This is a genomic window from Lysinibacillus sphaericus OT4b.31, assembly GCF_000392615.1.
Taxonomy (GTDB): Bacteria; Bacillota; Bacilli; order Bacillales_A; family Planococcaceae; genus Lysinibacillus; species Lysinibacillus sphaericus_B.
The window spans coordinates 2,657,757-2,677,522 of sequence record NZ_KB933398.1 but is presented as its reverse complement, the minus strand read 5'-3'; the positions used below and the strand labels follow the sequence as shown (position 1 = coordinate 2,677,522).

Below are 19,766 nucleotides of genomic sequence, written 5' to 3'. Positions count from 1 at the left end.
CTGTCATATATTGATACTTTATGTGTAAAGAATTAGGCTTCTTGTACGTTTACCTAAACCAAATACTCCTCCACTGGGAGGAACCACAAGTGCCAAATACACTAACATCAACAGCTAAACAAGATTTAAAGGGATTGTTAAAAGAGACACATAAACGCAGAATTTTAAAGGTGGATCATGGTGATAAAGTGGATTGCATGACAGATGGTGAAGCGTTAGGATTACTGATTTCGGTTGTTAAACGAACTATTTAAAACAAACAAGATTACGGAGATTATTCGTTTTTTACGTAGAAGGGCTTTGGTGGAATTGACTCAATTGAAAAAGTTCTTATACAATTTTTTAAAATTGCTGTCCTTTTGACATCTAGCTGACACATTTCGCTGATAAATTGTAGATACAGCTTAGTAAAAATCTAAGCTAGAGGAAAAAACCTCGTTTACACTAATTCAAGGAGTGAATAAGAATGAAAAGAAAAAGTAAGATTGCAACTTATGCTATGACAGGAGCTTTATCATTAGGGATAATTGGAGGTACAACTATTCCAACCTATGCTGCTACGGTTCAAAAAGAAACAGTGAATGTAGAAAAATACACAAATTTGGATGCTGAAACACAACAAAAAGTTGATGAAATTTTAAATAGTGCAGCTGTGTCAATCGAAGATGTACCTGTCTCGTTCATATAATTAAGTACATTCATTTTATAGTCAGCTGAATATTTTGTATAGGATTTTAAGAAAGCCTCTACACCATTTTTTTGATAACGGCGAATCCAATCACTGACAACTCGATCTGTCACTCCGATATCTTTCGCAATTCCACTCATGGATTCATCTCCATTTAAGTATCGTTGAACTGCTTGAATACGTTGTTCAACACTTACCTTTGCCATAAAAAAACCCCCGTAAAAGTTAGATTGGTGTCTAACTTTTACGGGGCAGATCATTTGAGGCGTGCTTTTTATTTTGTCAGAAAGTAGGTGCTAAATTGGAAACATTAGATTTTAACTTGATCAATCAAATTTTAGAATCACAATTTGGATGGGCTGTTTTATGTATTTTACTAGGCGGATTTATCCTTAAAAAAGTGTATCAGAAGAATGAACAAAATGAGACTAAAATTATTACGTTATATGATGCAAATGAAACTAAAGCACAGCAACGTGAAGATAAGCTTATGGAGCATTTAGAACGTAGTAATGAGTCGCAGGAACGTACTGCTAAAAGTTTAGAAGGAATCAATGACTCATTACAATCATTAGAGAAACGTGTTGAGAAGATTGAAGAAAAAACACCTTAAGGATGGTGAGATAATTGGCATTTAAAATGATTTATGACACTCGTAATCGTACCAATTTAGATAAGTTAGCAGACCATACAAAAGTAGCTGCTTACAAATGGTACAACTATTGTATTAATAATCAAATTCAACTATTGATTTATGAAACGATTCGAACGGTTGCACAACAGAAGCAAAATGTAGCCAATGGTAAGTCTCAAACAATGAAATCATATCATTTAGTAGGACAGGCATTAGATTGGGTGTTAGTTGATTCAAAAGGAAATACACTCTGGAATGCTTATAAAACTGCTAATGGTATGAAGGTAATTAATTATGCGAAGTCAATTGGATTTGTAAGTGGTCATGATTGGGGATGGGATTCTCCTCACTTGCAATATGAGCATAAAGGTTATGGTACAGATATTTTTGGAAAAATAAAAGTAGATAAAGGAGAATTAACTATGTCGCAGTATAATGAACTGTCTGCAAAGATTAAAGAATTGGAAGAACAGTTGAAAAATAAAGCAAATATTAAAACTGATACTGTAGTTGATGAAACACATATGGAGTCATGGGATTGGGCAATTGCTCAAGGAATCATTAAAGGTGACGGTAAGAGTATGAATCCTACTGGTGCGTTAAGTCGCCAACAAATGGCTACGATGCTTAAACGATACCATGATAAATACATAGTAAAGTAATCGATACATAGGGTGGGATATTTTTGTCTCACCTCTTATTTTTTTACTTAATTTATTCATCTGTTACATTAGTAAATTTGTTGTAAGAATATTACATGAAATCTAGCATATAAGAATAGTAGCAGGGAAATTAGATATAAAGAAAGGATGGATGGATGAGTGGTAAAACTATAAAGATAAAAGTTGGAAAATATAATTGCACTGTGATAGGAGTTAATGAGCCTAGCGAAGAGGCAATTATGAACTTCCGTAAAAAACTAACAGAGATTATGAAGAGAATAAATAAGGAATAGGGTTCAGTAAATAGAAAGGAAAATGTATGGTGGGGAAAGAAACTATTATGAAAATCGGAAAATACACATTAGTAGGAAGGGCGCTTAATGAACCAAGTGAAGAAGCGATTTTAAAATGTAGAAAAATAGTAAATGAAGTAATGAAAAATTACCTTAGGAAAAGATCGAGAGAGAAGAAAGCAGAGAATCTTGAATGCTGAAGTAAGATAAATCAAATTGAGAGGAAGATACAGTTCATGAGTAATGGTAAAACTACTAAATTAAAAATAGGGAAGTATGACTGTACGGTTACTGCCACAAATGAGCCTAGCGAAGAGGCTATACTGAGATGTAGAAAAGTAGTAACTAAAATAATGAGGAGAATAATGAGTGAAGAGATTGAAAGAGAAGAAAGTGACTAGGGTGTACTTTGGGCATGCTCTTTTTTTGTTTGTAATGGTAATTCAGTAGATAGACCACTTTTCACACGCCCATAAAAATAATATAAATTCTCAGTTGTCATTCTTTAATTCGTTTTCTCATAAATAGTATAGATTAGATATTTTTAAATCTATTAAAAAGGATGGATGAATGAATGAGTATAACTATAAAGATTCATAATACAGATATTGAAAGAGAGTTAACTGGTACTGAAAAAGAGTTCTACGAATCACAATTAAAAAGTGCAGAAGAAAGTGGACAAGTGCTTCGAGCGAAGTTAACTGAACAAGGAACAATCTACTATACAATTGGAGAACCAAATTTAGATGTTTTGGCTAGGTTTTTAGTGAAATACATGTAAGTAGAGATTAATATGAAGAAAGGAGAATTATTATGGCAAAAATGACTGAAGAGGAATTTGTTCAATTAGTATTAAAAGACGAACCTCCAGATACTAAAGTTGTAAAAGTAGTAAAAGGTGATCATACGTATCTTAAATTTAATGATTTAAATATTGATTTAGCTGCTAGATTATTAAAGGATTTAATAAAATGAGAGGTTATTCTTAATGAATAGCTTCTTTTTTATTTGTAAAAAAATAATGAAAAAGTTATAACATGGTACTGAATTGACTTTGAAAATTGACTCCATTACAATAGATATTAGTATTCTATTAAGATAGTGTCTTTGTACACAAACCTTTATGGTATAATAATAAAAACGGAATAATAAGATAGAGGTACAAATCTGATTTTCGATTTGTTTAATAGGGAAGTCGGTGTAAATCCGACGCTGTCCCGCAACTGTAAATGGGAGCACATTTCAGCAGACCACTGTTACGCAAAGTAATGGGAAGGTGAAAGGTGCGATGAACATAAGCCAGGAGACCTGCCTTTATCTAGTACAACCAAAAAACCTACGAGGATAGGGGGTGTTGAGTGTGACTAGAGAAATTCTTCTGCATGCTCATAGTACGACGATTGTCAAAAGGGTAGCTTCTATGACGAATAGAAAGCTTTTTCCATCATGGCATTCGGCGTATTATGTCGTGTATTTGTCATAGTAGACATCTTTCTAATGATGGAAAGATGTTTTTTTATGCTAAAATTGAAGGAGTGTTACACATGAATCCACAGGTAATCGAGTACTATGAAAGTCTCTTTAAAAATGAAATCATGCAAAAGCAGTTTGATGGTGCTAGAAAAACATTGAAAGAACTTGCTGAACAGTTTGTAGGGCAAGATGAAGCACACCATTTAGACATACATGCAGCCTATAGCAATGTAAGAAAAGAAGTAATCGGATAAAATGAAGTAAGCTACTTAACGCATTCCATTTCACGGGGCATTAAGTAGCTTTTTTAGGAGATTTTATAAAATTGAAATACGTTGTCATTACACTTGGAAATGTTTATCCAAAGTAAATTATGAAAGTCACTAAAGAAAGATTGAATTAAGAGAGTTTACTGTAAAAATATAACTTCATTAAATATTTACTAGGACTTCATTCATATTTCACTTTTTCAATATATAATAAATCTGCTCTTATTATAATAGATTGGAGAATTTGAATGAAAAATAGGCTTTATTCCAGTTTTTGGCGAATGCACTTTTATGCTGCATTATTTATGACACCACTTCTTTTGACTTTGACACTAAGTGGTATCGGGTATTTATTCTATACAGATGTAGAAGATCAATTATATGATGACTATTTCTTTGGAGATAGTAAAAAAACAGAAGTATTATCGATTGATGAAGGAATTAAAGAAGCGGAAGCGGCGTTTGCAGGCTTCAAAACCGATAAAATTATTGTATTAGAAGAACCTTATAATACACGTTTAACGATGACAAATGCAGAAGGCGAACAGCGCTATTTATTTTTAGATAACAATAATCAAATTGTTGGTCATCAAGATGCACAATACACTTTCGGGAATATCCTCAGAAGCTTGCACAGTTCCTTATTCATAGGGGGAACCGTTGTCAATTATCTGGTAGAATTAGCGGCGTGTTGGGCCATCTTTTTACTACTTTCAGGTCTCTATATGACCTTTAAAGGAAAAGTTTTGAAGAAGGCGAAACAGCCTAACACACGACAAAAAAATAGAAGATGGCATGCCCTTATTGGTACGATCGTTACCATTCCGATGATTGTCATTATTTTCACGGGTCTACCATGGTCTGCGCTGATGGGCAATATGATTTATAATGCATCACAAGAAAACCCTTCATTCGGCACGCCGTTATTGCAACAGCAACCACCTACTTCGGATATGAGTGAAATTCCTTGGGCGACTCGCCAACAGGAGGCTCCTTCATCTGACGCTGGTCATGCTGGACATCATGGAATGGGAGCGGCAAAGAGTAATGTAACCAATCCAAATCAATTGGCTGTAGAAAGTCTTCAACAACAGATAGAAGCAATGGACATTGCAAAACCATATTCGATTATTTATCCTCCAAGTGAAACGGGCGTATATACAGTTGCGAAATCGAGCAACACGGGCGTAACTGGCCTGGATGTTAGCCCGAATGACGAAACTACTATGTATTTCGATCAATATAGCGGTGAATTTATGGCCAAGGTTGGTTATGAGGATTATGGCATTTTAGCTAAATGGTTTACATGGGGAATTCCCTTACATGAAGGACATTTATTTGGCTGGCCAAATAAATTGTTAAATTTAATTGTCTGTGTTGCATTTTTAGCCGTTATTTTTTGGGGATTCCGCACTTGGTTGCTTCGCAAGAAAAATGGCTTTCTGTCTGCACCACCTCAAATATCTCAGAAGGTTTCAATACCTTTTATCGCCTTCATGATTGTATTAGGTCTACTCATGCCGTTATTTGGACTTTCTTTAATCGCAGTCGTATTGATAGAATGGATCGTCAAAATTATTTCAAACAAACGGTTATCAAGTAAAGAATGAAAACTAAAAAAATGAGCGATGCTGTAATCCTTGAAGAGGGATGACAGTATCGCTTTATTTATGTTAGAGGTAAATCTTGTTATCGAGTTGATCGTCCACCAAATCTTCAGGGTAATAGGTTTCCTTGCGCAAGCACACATCACGATGGGTTAAATGCTCACCTTTAAAGCGCAACCAAATCTCATCATCAGCCATTACACCATGTGTTTTTCGTACATATCTTAGGCATGGCACTTTTGCTTAAAGAATGTTTGTCAAATAAAGATGTACAACTATTAAAACAACAAAAGGGTAGTGAAATAGTGAGCGTTGAATTGAATGAACAGCTGCTTCAAGCAGCGGCGCAAGGTGAGCGAAGTAAAATACAAGATTTACTCAGTGAAGATATAGATATTAATGTGCAAGACGCGAACAAACGAACGGCCGTCATGATTGCAACGTATAACAATGATGTCGAGATGGCAAGAATGCTAATTGAGGCCGGTGCAGATGACAACATACAGGACGATAGGCAAAATAGTCCATTCCTCTATGCCGGTGCAGAGGGCTATCTTGAAATTTTGAACCTTACGATAACAGCTGGTGCAGATTCTTCCATCACAAATCGCTATGGTGGGACGGCTTTAATACCCGCCTCTGAACATGGTTATCTAGACGTTGTGCAAGAATTACTAACAACTACAGCAGTAGATGTAAACCACGTCAATAACCTTGGATGGACAGCACTAATCGAAGCAATTATTTTGAATGATGGCAATCAAAGACAGCAGCAGGTAGTTCAGTTGTTAATAGCTCATGGAGCAAATGTCAATATAGCGGATAACAAAAATATTTCGCCATTACAACATGCGAAAGCGAAGGGTTTCCATGAAATCGTACAAATTTTATTGCAAGCTGGAGCAAAATAAAAAATTGATGAGAAAAGGGAGTCGTACAAATGAACAAAAAGCTAAAAATGATGACACCAATCCTTTTAGGCGCAACGCTAATGTTAACAGGATGTAACTTTCTAAATAAGCAAGCGGAACCAAAGCAAGCGCAACAGGAACAGGAAACATCACAACAAGCAAAAGAGGTTGCGCAAATTATGCAAATACAAGCACTAAATGCTATGACATTACAAGTAACATTTTCTGAAGCACTAACAGAAGAAGCTGTGAAAGTAGAAAATTTAGATGCTATCAAAAAAGATTATACATTCAATCATAATTTGAGTATTGTCAATGTGCCTCGGTTAAAAATCGGTTCACAAAGCACGTATATTGTCCCCGTGACAGTCCAACAATCTGACACGACATATACGTTAAGTTACAAAGGTGGAGAAGCACAGATTTTTGAGGGCAGCGATGAAAAAATTAATGTCAGTCAAACAAAACAGGTCACAAATGATACGTTTGAAATCGAGTCATTTAAAGAACAAGGTGTAACCGATTATGCCAACATTATTGAAGCCTATAGAGAGGCGAGAGGCGATCAATCATTCCAAGTAAACGATGAAAATAAAGATGAAAGTGGCAAGCAATATCAAGTAATTTCCTCGTTACGTGACCGTGTGGTGACATTGACGGCAGACGATGGAGAAGAAATGCAAGCGAGTTACGTTTTGTTCACACAAGCTGCTGATGGTAGACAAGCACCAAAATTCCGCTTACCTGAAGGACGGACATTAAGACCAGGTGTGCAATATACCGTGACGTCTGATTGGGCAACAGTGGCGAACCCAACTTTTACTGCCACAGAAATCGCGCCATTGACAATTAAAGCGGTGGAACCAATAGATGATAAATCATTCCAAGTTACGTTAGATAAAGATCCAGGGATGGAGTTATTTGCTGGGCGCAGTGTAGAATTACAAGGTGAAGATGGTAAAAAAATCCAAGCGAAATATCGCTATTCTTCACGAAAAGGTGCTGTCGGTATTTTTGATGTAAAAGAAGGTACATTAAAATCTGGCGGTACCTATCGAGTAGAACCACTCAACAACTGGGCTACTGCAGCTAATTTAACGTTAAAAGCAAAGTAAAACGACAGATGCTATTGAAAAGCCAGCATCAATAAAATTGACTGTCGCCATTGTTAGACGCTAGTGAACAACTGGAGGTAGGAACTGTCTAAAAGTCCTTCAAAAGATAACGTCCGTCTTCCTATATAGTAAAAATCCGCTTCGCTTTCCGCGGACAAGGCATGAGCCGCATCAGGGCAACAAATGTTTTATGTGCGAAAGCGAAGCGACAGCAACAGGATGTTGGTCACGAAGGCGTTGCCACAGGACGTGACGACTTTAGTCTTCGTTCCACTTAACGCTCCCTGCTGGGTCTCATACGCTTGCTTTTCCTGCTTCTGTCGCTACGTTTCACTCAAAAGTGCTTTTTAGTTTAGAAAATCGTAAAATTTTATCTGCAAATGACATAAAGGTACCGCAAAAAAGCATTCAAATTCATATACTTACAGCAAGCTGATATCTCGATGCGCGGCAATTGTTTTTAAAAAGTAACGCATTGAGTTGGTCATGTAGGCATCTTTTCGACGTATAAATACAGTTGAATTGCTGCCATATTTTTTAGGGATTGGATGACAGTATACTTTACTTGTAGTGGAAAGTTGATTTACAGCAGATTGCGGTACTAGCGTAATGCCAAGGCCAAGTGCAACACTGTTTATGATTGTCTCTAGTATGTTAAATTCCATAATCCTTTTTGGCAGTAAACCTTCATCTTTAAGCCAGTGTTCTAGCTTGGAACGATAACCGCAACCTTTATTAGAAACGAGGATGGGTGTTGTTAAAAAATCTTCTTTATGAAAAGTTTTATTTTGCGTAACAAGAACGAGTTTCTCCATACAGACATCGTATTGTTCTAATTGTGGATGTTTGATAGGTCCTGATATAAAAGCACCATCTAATTGGTGATCAGTTACTTCTTTTATGAGTTCCTCAGTCAAACCCGCTTGTAATGATAAATCGACATTAGGATAGTCCTGATAGTAAGCAGCTAGTATGGTTGGTAAAATACTGACGATTTCAACTGTACCGATTTTTAACGTTCCAACAGGCGTATGACTATCTAGAAATACTTGTTGTAATTCTTCGACATCCAGTAGGATTTTATTAACGTAAGTGAGCATTTTTCTTCCATCCTCATTCAATAGCATCCCTTTTTTATGACGATAAAAAAGCTGTGTGTTAAGTTCGTTTTCTAAATGCTTAATACGTGCTGTGACGTTGGATTGGACATAATTTAATTCCTTTGCGGCACTGCTGACGCTTCCTAGATTTGCAACGCATTTGAAAATTTGTAAGTCTCGTAGTTCCACTGTGTAATCCTCCTTGATATAAACTATCATTATAAATGATGGTTTATATCATTTTCAATCATTTTACGTGATGCTATTTCTTTTTTATAATTCACAATGTGAAATAATAAGAGAATACATAGAAGTGAGGAATAGCAGTGAATAAGAGTAAGATGATAATAGGTGCGATTGCCTGTTTAGTTGCAAGTATTTCATGGGGCGCAATGTTCCCAGTTGCAGATCATGCACTGGAGTATATCGACCCATTTTATTTTTCAACAATTCGATATGGTGTGGTATCGATCGCATTGATTATTTTATTATGGATAAAAGAAGGTAAGAAAGCATTTCAATTAGAGGGTAAAGGGAAACTGCTAATCTTTTTCGGGGTTATGGCATTTACTGTATACAATGTCCTTGTTTTCTTAGGGCAGATGCTAATGGGCAAATCAGGTGTTATGGTAGCGTCTATTATGGAGGCGCTGATGCCGATGATTTCGATTGCTATTCTATGGGGATTTAAAAATGTGAAACCGAAAAAGTATATGATTGTAAGCATGACCATTGCTTTTGTTGGAGCTGTTTTTGTTATTACAAAAGGCGATATGGGGTTCTTTCTGACATTAAAAAATAATGTAATGCCGCTCGCATTTATTTTCCTTGGAGTTGTTGGATGGGTAATCTACACGATGGGGGGGCACTCATTTCCTGAATGGTCTACACTTCGTTATTCAACATTAACTTGTGTATTTGGTACAGCCATAACAGGAATAGTAACGATGGTTGTGACAATGTTAGGGTATGTGTCGGTACCAACGATGGAAACAATCGCTATTGTGAAATACGATTTATTGTTTATGATGATTTTACCAGGTATTGTCGCATTACTTTGTTGGAACTACGGTGTGAAAATTTTGTCATCCATTAATGGCATCTTATTTATCAACTTTGTGCCGATTACTACATTAGTCATTATGATGGTACAAGGGTATACTATAACCATTTTTGATATTGTAGGCACACTGCTTGTTATTACAGCTCTCATTCGAAACAATATATGTCAGCGTAAAGAAGTAAATAAGGATATACAAATTATACAGGAAAGACAATTGCGCCATGCTGGCTGATATTCATGTTTTGAAAGGAGCTTATAATGTTAACGAGTTTATCGTTTTTCTTTGCCGCAGGAATTGCATGCGAGCTTGTAGCGATCAATAGAAATGGCCGCAGAAAGATTAAACAACAAGAAGAGATGATTCTACTTTTAAGAGATTTACTACAGCAAAAAAATAAATCTACTTAACACAGCAAATTTCAGCAAGTGTGTAGACGACAAAAAATGAGCCACTCACCATAAAAATGACCTACCTCCAATTGTAGACACTAATGGGGGTAGGTCATTTTTTTTGTTGCTTTTTTACGCATATGTAGCTCACATGAACGAGTATCTTTAAAGCCAGCCTTTGTCACTGGCAATATGAACGGCTTGCTGTCTGGATTCTACATGGAGTTTCTGAATAGAGGTCGATAAATAATTGCGAATGGTTCCTTTTGTTAAAAATAATTTTTTGCTTATCTCACTAGTTGAGAATCCTTCTTTAACAAGCTGGAGCACGGCCATTTCTCGTTCATTTAGAGGATTTTGCTCTTTCATAAATAACGTAGTGGCTAAATCTCTACTCACGACCTTTTCACCATTCATCACTTTGCGTATCGTTTCAATTAAATAATCAATTGGTTCATCTTTCAATAAATAACCATTGACCTCACAATCCATCGCCTTCTGTAAATACCCCGGGCGGGCAAAGGTCGTCACAATCATCACTTTGCAAGGTAAATGGGCGTTCTTAATTTTTTCAGCAAGTTCTAGTCCTGTCAAATTCGGCATTTCGATGTCTAAGATACAAACATCGGGCACATCGCTCTGTATGCATTCCCATGCTTTTTGACCATCAGAAACTTCTGCAATTACTTCGATGTCCGTCTCGAACGACAGCAATGAAGTTAAAGCGCCACGCAACATTTGTTGGTCTTCAGCTAGTAATACCCGTATCATTTAATGGGCTCCTTTCGATAGTGTTGGAACGGTAATTTTAACGAAACAATGGTTCCACCGTGTGAAAAATTATCAATCGTTGCAGTGCCTTGAAGGATAGTCATTCTTTCCTTCATAGATGATATGCCGTTCCCAAGGCCTTGATTTTTCAAACCTATGCCGTTATCTAGTATGTCCAGCTGATAGATATGGTCACTATAGTCGATTTCTACAATACAAGACTTTGCTTGACTATGTTTGAGGATATTCGTTGTTGCTTCTCTTACACATAAGGCTAGCATCGTTTCCTCTACGCTTGATAATAGGATTTTTGGGCATTTGTTAGTCATTTTGATGTCGATATCAGCTGACTGCAGTAGTTTTTCACAGTGTAAAAGCTCACTTTCTAATGAAATGAAATTCATATCAGACACTAACTTTCTTACTTGTTTAAGTGCAGTACGCGTTGTTGCTAAAATATCTTGCAACTCGTCTTTTACTCGAGATGAATCTTTGTCCACTAATTTTGTTGTCAGCTCTGTTTTTAACTTAATCATTGTGAGGGTGTGGCCAATCGTATCATGGAGATCTCTGGCAATACGTTGCCTTTCGTGCTGTTTTACAAGTTGTGTATTGACCGTTGCTAACTCAACTTTTAAATTTTTTGCTTTTTCTACATAGTAAATCAGCACGGGAAAGACAAGCTGAATCATCATAATAGGAAGTATAACGGGGTCGTCTATTTTGAATAGCTCGCCTGTTTCAACCCATAAAACAACGATAAACATCAGAGCAATAGCAAGCATTGCCGAAGCAATATGCCATTTGACTTTCGCTCTTCCTACTAAATCGGCAAAGCTAAATCCAAAGATTAACATGATAGAGCCTTCATAGATGCCAAGTATTGTAATAAGAAAGAAACCCGTTAAGGCTGCCAAATGAAGGCGCCAATCTTTATACCATAATGCAAAATAAAATGCGGTTAGCAATAGCACCAAGACAATTATTTTTGCTATGACTGGTAACTCCGAGTTTGAGCTTAATACCATGGATAGTAAAAAAATAATGGATACTGCGTCGATAATTAAATATTGCTTTGCTTGATCTTTCGGATATATTTTTATACTTTACACCAACCCTTGTCGATTATTTATGTGCAACGGCTTGAACCGCATGTTTTCGAAGCCATTCCAACGGTCCATAATGGAAATGCTTTAAGAAAATATGAGCAATGAACAGTTGGAAAAGGGACAGGACAATCCACATGCCAATCACCTCGAAGCTAGACAGCTTTCCACCTAATCCGAAGCCCCAACCATAGAAAATAATAGATGACAGCACATTTTGTAAAACATAGCAACTTAAAGACATTTTACCAACTTCTCCAAATCGCTGCCATAGCCAATCTACCTTTTTATATTCTATCAGTTTACCTATAATGCCAATATACCCAAGTGATAGGAGCGGCGCAAATAAGTAGCGAACAGGGAAATCAAAAGCGCCTCCAGGAATAAAAATAAGGAGATTTAATGGTACACCAATATAAAGCCCAATCGACAATAACTTTTTGCGCATATGGCGTCCATGTTCATCTTGTGCAAATACGCCAGTACGCATTAACTTCACACCCAGTAAAAATAAGAAGATATTCATTGGAATAATAAAAATGGCTTCCGTTCTAAAAAACCAAAAATTCGTTAAACGATTGTAGATTTGTTCAAACCAAGTACCATGTTGATAAATCGTGACAATCGACTCGTTACTAGGCAAAGACATATTAGCACCTTGGAAGGCACTTATTAAAAGTAGCAGTATCATCAGCGCATGAAACCCTCCAATCGTATATAAAGCGCGATGAATGGTTTTATCACCAGCTTTTACAATAAAGGCAACGAGGATTGCGGTCACAGCGTAACTCATCAAAATATCATATTCCATAACCAATGTGAAATGGATAAAACCCTCTACAAACAAGAATAAAACAGTCCAAATATAGACACCTGGCCATGCATTCCCTTTTCGAATGGATTGTTGGTATTTTAATTCTAGACCAACCCCAAACATAATGGTTAACAGTCCTAAAAGCTTCCCATTTACGAAAAATAACACGAGCATTCGTAGAAAATCATCGAATGACCACCAACCCGAATAGTGACTCGTTGTAATGTAAGATAAGTCGCCGAGATAAGCAAAAATCCAAATATTTGTACCGAGTGTTCCCAATACCGCAAAACCACGTAAAATGTCGATTAACGGTAACCTTTGATTCGTTTGCATTATTTATATCACTCTTTCTTTGTTTTCTTATAATTAAATGATAAAGAGAAACAGAATAGAAGCCTATTCACAGGAGTCAAAAGTTCTTTATGACACGTGTCATAAAGAACTTTTGTGTGCCGGGCACGGACGTAATTTATAGGGTGTACCAGAACCGCGAAGGCTGAAAATGTGGTTAGCCAAGTACAAGGGTGTAAGATTTTATTTGAAAATTTTCATTTGACGTTTTCCACCATATTTTATATTATGATAGAAGAAAAGAATGCCCGGACTAGAACGGGAGAGGTTCATAGCTGATACCCTCTATAAAAAACTATGGAAACATGACAATATGCCATGTCCATATCGGACGTGGCTTTTTTATGTTTTTACTTATGTTTTAATAGAATGATTGGTGATGCCTCTCTTGAAAAGTGTTGGGAAACATTTTACAAGGAGGTTTTTTTATGTCTGGCCGAAGCCATGAAGAAGGACTGAAGGATTTAACACTATTAGGTAATCAAGGTACGCAATATTCATACGAATATGCACCCGAAGTATTGGAGGCAGTAGACAATCTTCATTCCAATCGAGATTATTTCGTCAAGTTTAATTGTCCAGAGTTCACTAGTTTATGTCCGCTTACCAATCAGCCTGATTTTGCGACGATGTACATCTCATACATCCCGGATAAAAAAATTGTGGAGAGTAAATCACTAAAATTATATTTATTTAGTTTTAGAAATCATGGCGATTTCCACGAAGATTGCGTCAATATCATTATGAACGATTTAATTAAATTACTTGATCCAAGATATATCGAGGTTTGGGGTAAATTTACGCCACGTGGAGGAATCTCGATTGATCCATGGTGTAACTATGGGAAACCAGAAACTAAATACGAAGAAATAGCGAATTATCGTTTAATGAATCACGATCTTAATCCAGAAAAAATCGATAATCGATAAATTTGGAAAGTCTTATCAATGAAGGAAGAGGTTTTAGCTACCCTCTTAAAAAAACTAAGAAGAAAACAGCATTTTTCTTAGTGTGCTGTTTTTTTCGTTATAAGGGAGTTTTTACAGATGAAGAAGCAGGAAAAAGCAATTGTTGTGTTTAGTGGAGGTCAGGACAGTACCACTTGTTTGTTGTGGGCACAAGAACATTTTGAAGAGGTTGAAGCGGTGACTTTTGATTATGGTCAAAGGCATCTTCTTGAAATTGAATGTGCAAAGGAGATAGCAGCGGAACTTGGTGTCACGCATCACATTCTTGATATGTCGCTCCTGAATCAGCTTGCTCCGAATGCATTGACACGACAAGACATCGAAGTAGAAGACGGAGAAGATGGCGGGCTTCCATCGACTTTTGTGCCTGGCCGGAATTTGCTCTTTCTTTCATTTGCGGGCGTTTTGGCGAGTCAAGTTGGAGCCAAGCATATCGTAACTGGTGTTTGTGAAACGGATTTTAGTGGATATCCGGATTGCCGGGATATTTTTATAAAATCCTTGAATGTAACGTTAAATTTATCTATGGATGATTCCTTTGTGATTGATACACCGTTAATGTGGCTGAATAAGGTACAGACATGGGAGCTTGCTGATCAGCTTGGGGCGCTTGAGTTTGTTCGGGAAAGAACGTTAACTTGTTATAACGGTGTAATAGCAGATGGTTGTGGTGAATGCCCGGCGTGTAAACTGCGAAAAAAAGGGCTAGATGAGTATTTAAGCTTCAGAAAGGAGTCTTAAGGCATGTTTCATTTTAAAATTGTCGAGAAGCTCCAAAAAATAGATGAAGATATTCAAAGGAATCAATTGAACTATCATTCAAAACGTGTTCTCGTGAGCAAGGAATTTACCTTCGATGCAGCCCATCATTTACATGATTATGATGGGAAATGCAAAAATTTGCATGGCCATACGTATCGTGCTGTATTAGGGTTGAGTGGATTCACAGATGAACGCGGTTTGATGATTGACTTTGGTGATATAAAAGAAATTTGGAAACAAAAAATAGACATTTATTTGGATCATCGTTATTTAAATGAAACGCTTCCACCGATGAATACAACGGCTGAGAACATTGTAGTCTGGATTTACGAAAAGTTAGCGGAAGCCTTGCATGATGAACAACGATATAACGGGGCGCGTGTAGAGTTTATCAGGCTGTATGAGACTCCGACAAGCTATGCTGAAGCGCGACGGGAGTGGATGGAAGTTGAGTAAGGTACCCGTTATCGAGATTTTTGGACCGACCATTCAAGGCGAGGGTATGGTAGTTGGACAGAAGACGATGTTTGTGCGGACTGCTGGCTGTGACTATTCCTGTTCCTGGTGTGATTCATCGTTTACATGGGATGGCAGCGGAAAGCATCTGATTGTCCAAATGACAGCAGATGAGATTTGGTCTGAGTTGAAACGACTCGGAGGCAGTGGTTTTTCATTTGTCACGATTTCGGGTGGAAATCCTGCACTCTTTCGAAATTTGGAAGCGCTCATTGCTATTTTAAAAGAAAACGACATAAAGGTCGGAGTAGAGACACAGGGAAGCAGATGGCAAGAATGGCTATATGATATCGATGAACTGACGATTTCACCCAAGCCTCCTAGTTCCGGAATGACCACAGACTATACGGTACTATCTGATATCCTCGGAAAACTTCAAAATCGAAACAGCAATCAGCATACTTCCCTCAAAATAGTCGTTTTTAATGAAGAGGATTATGCTTATGCTAAGCAAATTCACCTTCGATATCCGACGATTCCTTTTTATCTACAAGTCGGTAATGATGATATTACGACGACTGATAATCCGCTGCTGATTAGCCATTTATTAGAGAAGTACCAAGCGCTAATTGACAGGGTGATTGAAGATGAGGGATTAAGAGATGTTAAAGTACTGCCACAGCTGCATGCCCTTGTTTGGGGAAATAAAAGAGGTGTATAGTGGGCAGTTTCAAAACGGTCTTTAAATTTACTTGAGGAGTAACATCATGAGAATATTATTTTATTTATTATCTATTGTCATTGCTAATGTAGTAACGGCAGCATTTGCGCCATTACAGTTTGGCATGTTTATTGTTCCAATGGGGACTCTGTTGATTGGAGCGACCTTCATTTTCCGGGATCTTGTGCAAAATAAATATGGTAGAGCAAAGACCTATTTGTTTATCATTACAGCTCTAATCTTATCCGCAGTGGTTTCATTCATGCTCGGGGATACACTATTGATTGTGGTGGCATCGGCACTTTCATTTGTTGTCGCTGAAACAGCCGATACAGAAATCTATACCCGATTGAAACTACCAATGGCTTGGCGTGTGTTTTATAGCGGAATTGTTGGAGGATTTCTGGATTCCGTTATTTTCGTAGTAATTGGCTTGAGTCCGCTTGGAGCCAATATGCTGAATTGGGAAGCAGTACCAGCCGCCATTTTGGGACAAATTATTGTGAAGACGATTATTCAGATGTTAGGTGCACTGATTTTAAATCAAGTGCGTGTAATTCAGGGAAAACGTCTTACTTTAGAATGATTTTTTGGCGCTTTTTCAAAATATGTACTTGACCGCACATTCCACTAAGAGCGATAGCTTTTTCGCGGGCGTGAGCTGAGCCTCACATAGCAAATTACAAAAAACAAATTAATTTAGTCGGCTTGCATGTGCCTAGCATCGATATAAAAAAATTGTAGGCCCTGAAAGAAATACCGTCGCCCCTAATGATGTAGGGGAGATTATCTTTATAGGACCGAACAAGATGAAGGATTTCGACAAAGGGGGAAAGTAAGTTAAAAACAGGGCTTCATCTACACGTTTGTAGATGAAGCCCTGTATTTACTTTACCTTATTTATCAACACTTTCTTGGAGGAGGATGTTAATTATTTTATTTTGGATATTTTTCTAAATCTCCACTCGCACGATTAACCATCGCTGCCATTTGCGCTCTTTTAACAAATTCGTTAGGGTAAAATCGACCGTCTTCTTTACCTTTAATAATTTCATGACTACTTAGTTTTAAAATATCTGAGTACGCCCAATGTCCTTTTTGTACATCATAAAAAGGACATTCATTCGTATTATCTAATGGGTAATCTAGTATTCTTGATAATATTGCTGATAATTGAGCTCTTGTAATTCGAGAATTTGGTTCAAACACGTTTGGTTTCGTTCCATTAACAATATGATACTTATGTGCGAGTTCAATAGCCCGTTTTGCCCAATGGTCAGTAGGAACATCTGTAAAGTAATTGGGTACCGTTTCTTTTTTGTCATTTAAACCAATCGCGTTTGTAAGGATAGTAACAGCTTGTGCCCTTGTTAGATCACCATTAGGGTCAAACGTGTATTCATTTTTCCCACTTATCCATCCCTTTCTATAAAGAGACATAATATCATTTTCAGCCCAATGATTTTCTGAATCTATAAAATTATGTTGTCCATTTGCCCAAGACGAATAAAATTTCCATATTCCGTTATCTGCTTGCGTTAAATCCCAACTACCAGTTCCTCTTAAATTGTATTTCTCTACTAATCTTAATTTATATTTTAAAGATAAATCATTTTCATACCAAATGGTGTAATTGCCCGTTGAAAGTTTTTTACCACCAATATATGTTGGTGAATCGCTTTCTCTAACAGTGAATTTAGCATAAGCTGATTTTGAGGTATTATCAAAATATAGTTTTCCTTTATGATTATTAACTATGCTTTTTACAGATTTATTAGCTACACCATATCCACCTAATTCCTCGTCATCGTTCCAAATTCGCCCGTAAAATGGTAAGCCTAAAACTACTTTCTTTGAATCAACACCTAGATTTAATAAAGATATAATAGAATTTTCAACAAATGATAAGCTAGCGACAGGACCTACTGGACCACCATTCCAGCTTTCATCATAGGCCATTAACATTAGATAATCACTATATTCACTTAGTTTTAAATAATCATAAGAACCATGCCATCCTACCGTCCATCCATTTGGATTTGCAGCAACTGCTATAGATATTGTTTTATCATTAGGCATTTTTTCATTTAATAATCTAATGAAATCTGTAAATACTTCCTTATCGGTATAGTTTAAATTCTCAATATCAATATCTATGCCATCTAAGTTATTTTTTACTACAGAATCTACTAATTGAGTAGATAAAACTTCTCTATTTTTCATAGCCATTTGAGCTAAATTTCTATCCCAGTTGTTGGTAATATATGGAACGACTTTTAATTTTCTTTTGTGTAACTCTGCTATTAAATTTTTATCAATTGAAGATTTTAAACTACCGTCAGCGTTTAATTCATAGAATCCTGGCGTAGCTGTATTTAACGCACCTAAAGTCATATCTATATTTTCTAAATAGGAGCTAGAAGTTCCACCATATAAATAAGACATATGTATGTCATTTACTGAGGCATCAGCACTAAATGGAGAGGCAAATAATGTAGTTAACAGAGCGGGGATTAGAAAATATTGTTTAAATTTATTATTCATACCTTCTTTCCTTCCTATAAAATAGATTTTATCTACTTAATTATCTATTATTTGGATCAACTATATCAATTATAAAAATATGGGTTAATTGAGTTATTTAGGTTCGTCACCAAAACTCGTGGTTGGTTTTCTAAAATTCAATAAATTCACATTTGACTATAGAAGAAAAGTGAAAACTCACGTATCGGAATTGTTGACTAGACATAAAGTAATCAACTATTCAAGGGAAGGCTGGATGTTACGACTGACCAAGGTACAACGAAAAATGTAATAATAATAAAATAATCCCACTGAATAATTCAGTGGGATCATTTTATTATTGTCATATGTGATTCATCACGGGTTCATAATAAATGGGTATTATTAATTACAAGAATACGCTAAAATGGCGGAAGATGGGAATGAAGCAAACGTGAAATTCGGCCATATAATGCCAGTAGTATTACCAGTAACGCTTGCTGAAATTACATACATTAAAAATAGCTGTCCATTCCTTAAGAGAACAATGGTCCATCTACCATCACAACCAACTGCATATGTTGCTGGACCTTGTGATTGTAACATACTTTGCGCTTGTGCTGGATTTTGACTTAAAAATTGATATCTATTAATCATGTTTTGAGACGGAGATGGTGGGTTCATTTGCCCCCCTTGGCCAGGTCTAGGTGTTCCACCTGGGAAACCACCTGGGAAACCACCCGGCATCCCGCCTGGGAAACCACCTGGGAAACCACCCGGCATCCCGCCTGGGAAACCACCCGGCATTCCGCCTGGGAAACCACCCGGCATCCCACCTGGGAAACCACCTGGCATTCCGCCTGGGAAACCACCCGGCATTCCGCCTGGGAAACCACCTGGCATTCCGCCCGGCATCCCTCCTGGGAATCTACCTGGCATTCCGCCTGGCATCCCTCCTGGCATTCCGCCTGGCATTCCGCCCGGCATCCCTCCTGGCATTCCGCCTGGCATTCCGCCCGGCATCCCTCCTGGCATTCCGCCTGGCATTCCGCCCGGCATCCCTCCTGGCATTCCGCCTGGCATTCCGCCCGGCATCCCTCCTGGCAT

The 19,766-nt window shown here is 37.2% G+C and carries 25 protein-coding genes and 2 riboswitches; of the genes, 18 read left to right on the top strand and 7 right to left on the bottom strand.

All coding sequences use genetic code 11. The features are described from left to right. Positions 1 to 89: 89 nt before the first annotated feature. Entirely contained in the window at positions 90 to 254 is a 165-nt protein-coding gene (locus H131_RS24480) for a hypothetical protein (RefSeq protein WP_155242431.1), read from the top strand. A 310-nt stretch (positions 255 to 564) separates the two neighbouring features. On the opposite strand, the gene H131_RS12290 is transcribed toward H131_RS24480, so the two are convergent. Continuing rightward, positions 565 to 894 carry a helix-turn-helix domain-containing protein gene (locus H131_RS12290; RefSeq protein ID WP_010859468.1) on the bottom strand — a complete coding sequence of 110 codons (330 nt, stop codon included), beginning with the start codon at positions 892 to 894 and terminating at the stop codon, positions 565 to 567. A gap of 95 nt (positions 895 to 989) precedes the next feature. On the opposite strand from H131_RS12290, the gene H131_RS12285 reads away from it, so the two are divergent. The 10 genes from H131_RS12285 to H131_RS12255 all read left to right on the top strand — a co-directional run bounded on the left by H131_RS12285 (position 990) and on the right by H131_RS12255 (position 7,652). Beyond that, positions 990 to 1,301: a hypothetical protein gene (locus H131_RS12285; RefSeq protein ID WP_010859467.1), complete on the top strand. Its 312-nt coding sequence runs from the start codon at positions 990 to 992 to the stop codon at positions 1,299 to 1,301. A 26-nt stretch (positions 1,302 to 1,327) separates the two neighbouring features. Further along, entirely contained in the window at positions 1,328 to 1,984 is a 657-nt protein-coding gene (locus H131_RS23145) for a M15 family metallopeptidase (RefSeq protein WP_080647730.1), read from the top strand. A 319-nt stretch (positions 1,985 to 2,303) separates the two neighbouring features. Beyond that, positions 2,304 to 2,477, top strand: a complete 174-nt coding sequence (locus H131_RS24470; protein WP_196228889.1) for a hypothetical protein — start codon at positions 2,304 to 2,306, stop codon at positions 2,475 to 2,477. A 36-nt stretch (positions 2,478 to 2,513) separates the two neighbouring features. Next, positions 2,514 to 2,678, top strand: coding sequence for a hypothetical protein (locus H131_RS24465; RefSeq protein ID WP_155242428.1), 165 nt, complete (start codon positions 2,514 to 2,516; stop codon positions 2,676 to 2,678). Positions 2,679 to 2,851: 173 nt separating this feature from the next. After that, complete coding sequence (locus H131_RS12275) at positions 2,852 to 3,058, top strand: hypothetical protein (protein ID WP_010859465.1); 207 nt, start codon at positions 2,852 to 2,854, stop codon at positions 3,056 to 3,058. A 32-nt stretch (positions 3,059 to 3,090) separates the two neighbouring features. Beyond that, complete coding sequence (locus H131_RS24460) at positions 3,091 to 3,252, top strand: hypothetical protein (protein WP_155242427.1); 162 nt, start codon at positions 3,091 to 3,093, stop codon at positions 3,250 to 3,252. Positions 3,253 to 3,417: 165 nt separating this feature from the next. Next, a riboswitch (cobalamin riboswitch) is annotated at positions 3,418 to 3,607 on the top strand. Between the two features lie 214 nt (positions 3,608 to 3,821). Then, a complete protein-coding gene (locus H131_RS12270) occupies positions 3,822 to 4,004 on the top strand; it encodes a hypothetical protein (RefSeq protein WP_010859464.1) in 183 nt (60 codons plus the stop codon). Positions 4,005 to 4,267: 263 nt separating this feature from the next. Continuing rightward, a complete protein-coding gene (locus H131_RS12265) occupies positions 4,268 to 5,629 on the top strand; it encodes a PepSY-associated TM helix domain-containing protein (RefSeq protein WP_010859463.1) in 1,362 nt (453 codons plus the stop codon). A 227-nt stretch (positions 5,630 to 5,856) separates the two neighbouring features. Next, on the top strand, positions 5,857 to 6,537 hold the full coding sequence (locus H131_RS12260) for an ankyrin repeat domain-containing protein (protein WP_010859461.1): 681 nt from the start codon (positions 5,857 to 5,859) through the stop codon (positions 6,535 to 6,537). Positions 6,538 to 6,566: 29 nt separating this feature from the next. Next, the gene (locus tag H131_RS12255) at positions 6,567 to 7,652 is read left to right on the top strand and encodes a hypothetical protein (RefSeq protein ID WP_010859460.1); all 1,086 of its coding nucleotides are present in this window, start codon (positions 6,567 to 6,569) and stop codon (positions 7,650 to 7,652) included. A gap of 422 nt (positions 7,653 to 8,074) precedes the next feature. Here H131_RS12255 and H131_RS12250 read toward each other — a convergent pair whose 3' ends face one another. Continuing rightward, positions 8,075 to 8,941 carry a LysR family transcriptional regulator gene (locus H131_RS12250; protein ID WP_010859459.1) on the bottom strand — a complete coding sequence of 289 codons (867 nt, stop codon included), beginning with the start codon at positions 8,939 to 8,941 and terminating at the stop codon, positions 8,075 to 8,077. Between the two features lie 137 nt (positions 8,942 to 9,078). Between H131_RS12250 and H131_RS12245 the strand changes: the two genes are divergently transcribed. Continuing rightward, positions 9,079 to 10,047: a DMT family transporter gene (locus tag H131_RS12245; protein WP_036130229.1), complete on the top strand. Its 969-nt coding sequence runs from the start codon at positions 9,079 to 9,081 to the stop codon at positions 10,045 to 10,047. A gap of 26 nt (positions 10,048 to 10,073) precedes the next feature. Next, complete coding sequence (locus H131_RS23675; protein WP_010859457.1) at positions 10,074 to 10,223, top strand: YrzO family protein; 150 nt, start codon at positions 10,074 to 10,076, stop codon at positions 10,221 to 10,223. 147 nt (positions 10,224 to 10,370) lie between these two features. Here H131_RS23675 and H131_RS12240 read toward each other — a convergent pair whose 3' ends face one another. The 3 genes from H131_RS12240 to H131_RS12230 all read right to left on the bottom strand — a co-directional run bounded on the left by H131_RS12240 (position 10,371) and on the right by H131_RS12230 (position 13,232). Beyond that, the gene (locus H131_RS12240) at positions 10,371 to 10,976 is read right to left on the bottom strand and encodes a response regulator transcription factor (RefSeq protein ID WP_010859456.1); all 606 of its coding nucleotides are present in this window, start codon (positions 10,974 to 10,976) and stop codon (positions 10,371 to 10,373) included. After that, positions 10,973 to 11,833, bottom strand: a complete 861-nt coding sequence (locus tag H131_RS12235; protein ID WP_230491846.1) for a sensor histidine kinase — start codon at positions 11,831 to 11,833, stop codon at positions 10,973 to 10,975. The genes H131_RS12240 and H131_RS12235 overlap by 4 nt, the downstream gene beginning before the upstream one ends. Before the next feature lie 268 nt (positions 11,834 to 12,101). Then, positions 12,102 to 13,232, bottom strand: coding sequence for a DUF418 domain-containing protein (locus H131_RS12230; protein WP_010859454.1), 1,131 nt, complete (start codon positions 13,230 to 13,232; stop codon positions 12,102 to 12,104). 276 nt (positions 13,233 to 13,508) lie between these two features. Continuing rightward, positions 13,509 to 13,555: riboswitch (PreQ1 riboswitch) on the top strand. A gap of 123 nt (positions 13,556 to 13,678) precedes the next feature. On the opposite strand from H131_RS12230, the gene queF reads away from it, so the two are divergent. The 5 genes from queF (at position 13,679) to H131_RS12205 (ending at position 16,743) form a co-directional block, all read left to right on the top strand. Continuing rightward, positions 13,679 to 14,179, top strand: a complete 501-nt coding sequence (gene queF / locus H131_RS12225) for a preQ(1) synthase (protein WP_010859453.1) — start codon at positions 13,679 to 13,681, stop codon at positions 14,177 to 14,179. A 99-nt stretch (positions 14,180 to 14,278) separates the two neighbouring features. Next, positions 14,279 to 14,959, top strand: coding sequence for a 7-cyano-7-deazaguanine synthase QueC (gene queC, locus H131_RS12220; RefSeq protein WP_268891044.1), 681 nt, complete (start codon positions 14,279 to 14,281; stop codon positions 14,957 to 14,959). Positions 14,960 to 14,962: 3 nt separating this feature from the next. Next, positions 14,963 to 15,436, top strand: a complete 474-nt coding sequence (gene queD / locus H131_RS12215; protein ID WP_010859451.1) for a 6-carboxytetrahydropterin synthase QueD — start codon at positions 14,963 to 14,965, stop codon at positions 15,434 to 15,436. Beyond that, positions 15,429 to 16,157, top strand: a complete 729-nt coding sequence (gene queE, locus H131_RS12210) for a 7-carboxy-7-deazaguanine synthase QueE (RefSeq protein WP_010859450.1) — start codon at positions 15,429 to 15,431, stop codon at positions 16,155 to 16,157. The genes queD and queE overlap by 8 nt, the downstream gene beginning before the upstream one ends. A gap of 46 nt (positions 16,158 to 16,203) precedes the next feature. Continuing rightward, positions 16,204 to 16,743 (top strand): VUT family protein, encoded by a 540-nt coding sequence (locus H131_RS12205; protein WP_010859449.1) that lies wholly within the window; start codon positions 16,204 to 16,206, stop codon positions 16,741 to 16,743. A 350-nt stretch (positions 16,744 to 17,093) separates the two neighbouring features. Here the strand turns inward: H131_RS12205 and H131_RS12200 are convergent, their stop codons facing one another. Both H131_RS12200 and H131_RS25390 read right to left on the bottom strand, forming a co-directional pair. Beyond that, positions 17,094 to 18,701 carry a glycosyl hydrolase family 18 protein gene (locus H131_RS12200; RefSeq protein WP_010859448.1) on the bottom strand — a complete coding sequence of 536 codons (1,608 nt, stop codon included), beginning with the start codon at positions 18,699 to 18,701 and terminating at the stop codon, positions 17,094 to 17,096. A gap of 363 nt (positions 18,702 to 19,064) precedes the next feature. After that, positions 19,065 to 19,766, bottom strand: a 702-nt coding sequence (locus H131_RS25390; RefSeq protein WP_010859447.1) for a hypothetical protein, incomplete at its 5' end; no start/stop codon positions are given.

What these genes read in the sequence shown, in the direction of transcription:
- H131_RS12205 (WP_010859449.1), top strand. Translation starts at nt 16,204, where the DNA reads ATGAGAATATTATTTTATTTATTATCTATTGTCATTGCTAATGTAGTA.
- H131_RS12255 (WP_010859460.1), top strand. Translation starts at nt 6,567, where the DNA reads ATGAACAAAAAGCTAAAAATGATGACACCAATCCTTTTAGGCGCAACG.
- H131_RS23675 (WP_010859457.1), top strand. Translation starts at nt 10,074, where the DNA reads ATGTTAACGAGTTTATCGTTTTTCTTTGCCGCAGGAATTGCATGCGAG.
- H131_RS24465 (WP_155242428.1), top strand. Translation starts at nt 2,514, where the DNA reads ATGAGTAATGGTAAAACTACTAAATTAAAAATAGGGAAGTATGACTGT.
- queF (WP_010859453.1), top strand. Translation starts at nt 13,679, where the DNA reads ATGTCTGGCCGAAGCCATGAAGAAGGACTGAAGGATTTAACACTATTA.
- H131_RS12275 (WP_010859465.1), top strand. Translation starts at nt 2,852, where the DNA reads ATGAGTATAACTATAAAGATTCATAATACAGATATTGAAAGAGAGTTA.
- H131_RS12290 (WP_010859468.1), bottom strand. Translation starts at nt 894, where the DNA reads ATGGCAAAGGTAAGTGTTGAACAACGTATTCAAGCAGTTCAACGATAC.
- H131_RS12260 (WP_010859461.1), top strand. Translation starts at nt 5,857, where the DNA reads ATGGCACTTTTGCTTAAAGAATGTTTGTCAAATAAAGATGTACAACTA.
- queD (WP_010859451.1), top strand. Translation starts at nt 14,963, where the DNA reads ATGTTTCATTTTAAAATTGTCGAGAAGCTCCAAAAAATAGATGAAGAT.
- H131_RS24470 (WP_196228889.1), top strand. Translation starts at nt 2,304, where the DNA reads ATGGTGGGGAAAGAAACTATTATGAAAATCGGAAAATACACATTAGTA.
- H131_RS12265 (WP_010859463.1), top strand. Translation starts at nt 4,268, where the DNA reads ATGAAAAATAGGCTTTATTCCAGTTTTTGGCGAATGCACTTTTATGCT.
- H131_RS24460 (WP_155242427.1), top strand. Translation starts at nt 3,091, where the DNA reads ATGGCAAAAATGACTGAAGAGGAATTTGTTCAATTAGTATTAAAAGAC.
- H131_RS12235 (WP_230491846.1), bottom strand. Translation starts at nt 11,833, where the DNA reads ATGTTAATCTTTGGATTTAGCTTTGCCGATTTAGTAGGAAGAGCGAAA.
- H131_RS12240 (WP_010859456.1), bottom strand. Translation starts at nt 10,976, where the DNA reads ATGATACGGGTATTACTAGCTGAAGACCAACAAATGTTGCGTGGCGCT.
- H131_RS12270 (WP_010859464.1), top strand. Translation starts at nt 3,822, where the DNA reads ATGAATCCACAGGTAATCGAGTACTATGAAAGTCTCTTTAAAAATGAA.
- H131_RS23145 (WP_080647730.1), top strand. Translation starts at nt 1,328, where the DNA reads ATGATTTATGACACTCGTAATCGTACCAATTTAGATAAGTTAGCAGAC.
- H131_RS12200 (WP_010859448.1), bottom strand. Translation starts at nt 18,701, where the DNA reads ATGAATAATAAATTTAAACAATATTTTCTAATCCCCGCTCTGTTAACT.
- H131_RS12230 (WP_010859454.1), bottom strand. Translation starts at nt 13,232, where the DNA reads ATGCAAACGAATCAAAGGTTACCGTTAATCGACATTTTACGTGGTTTT.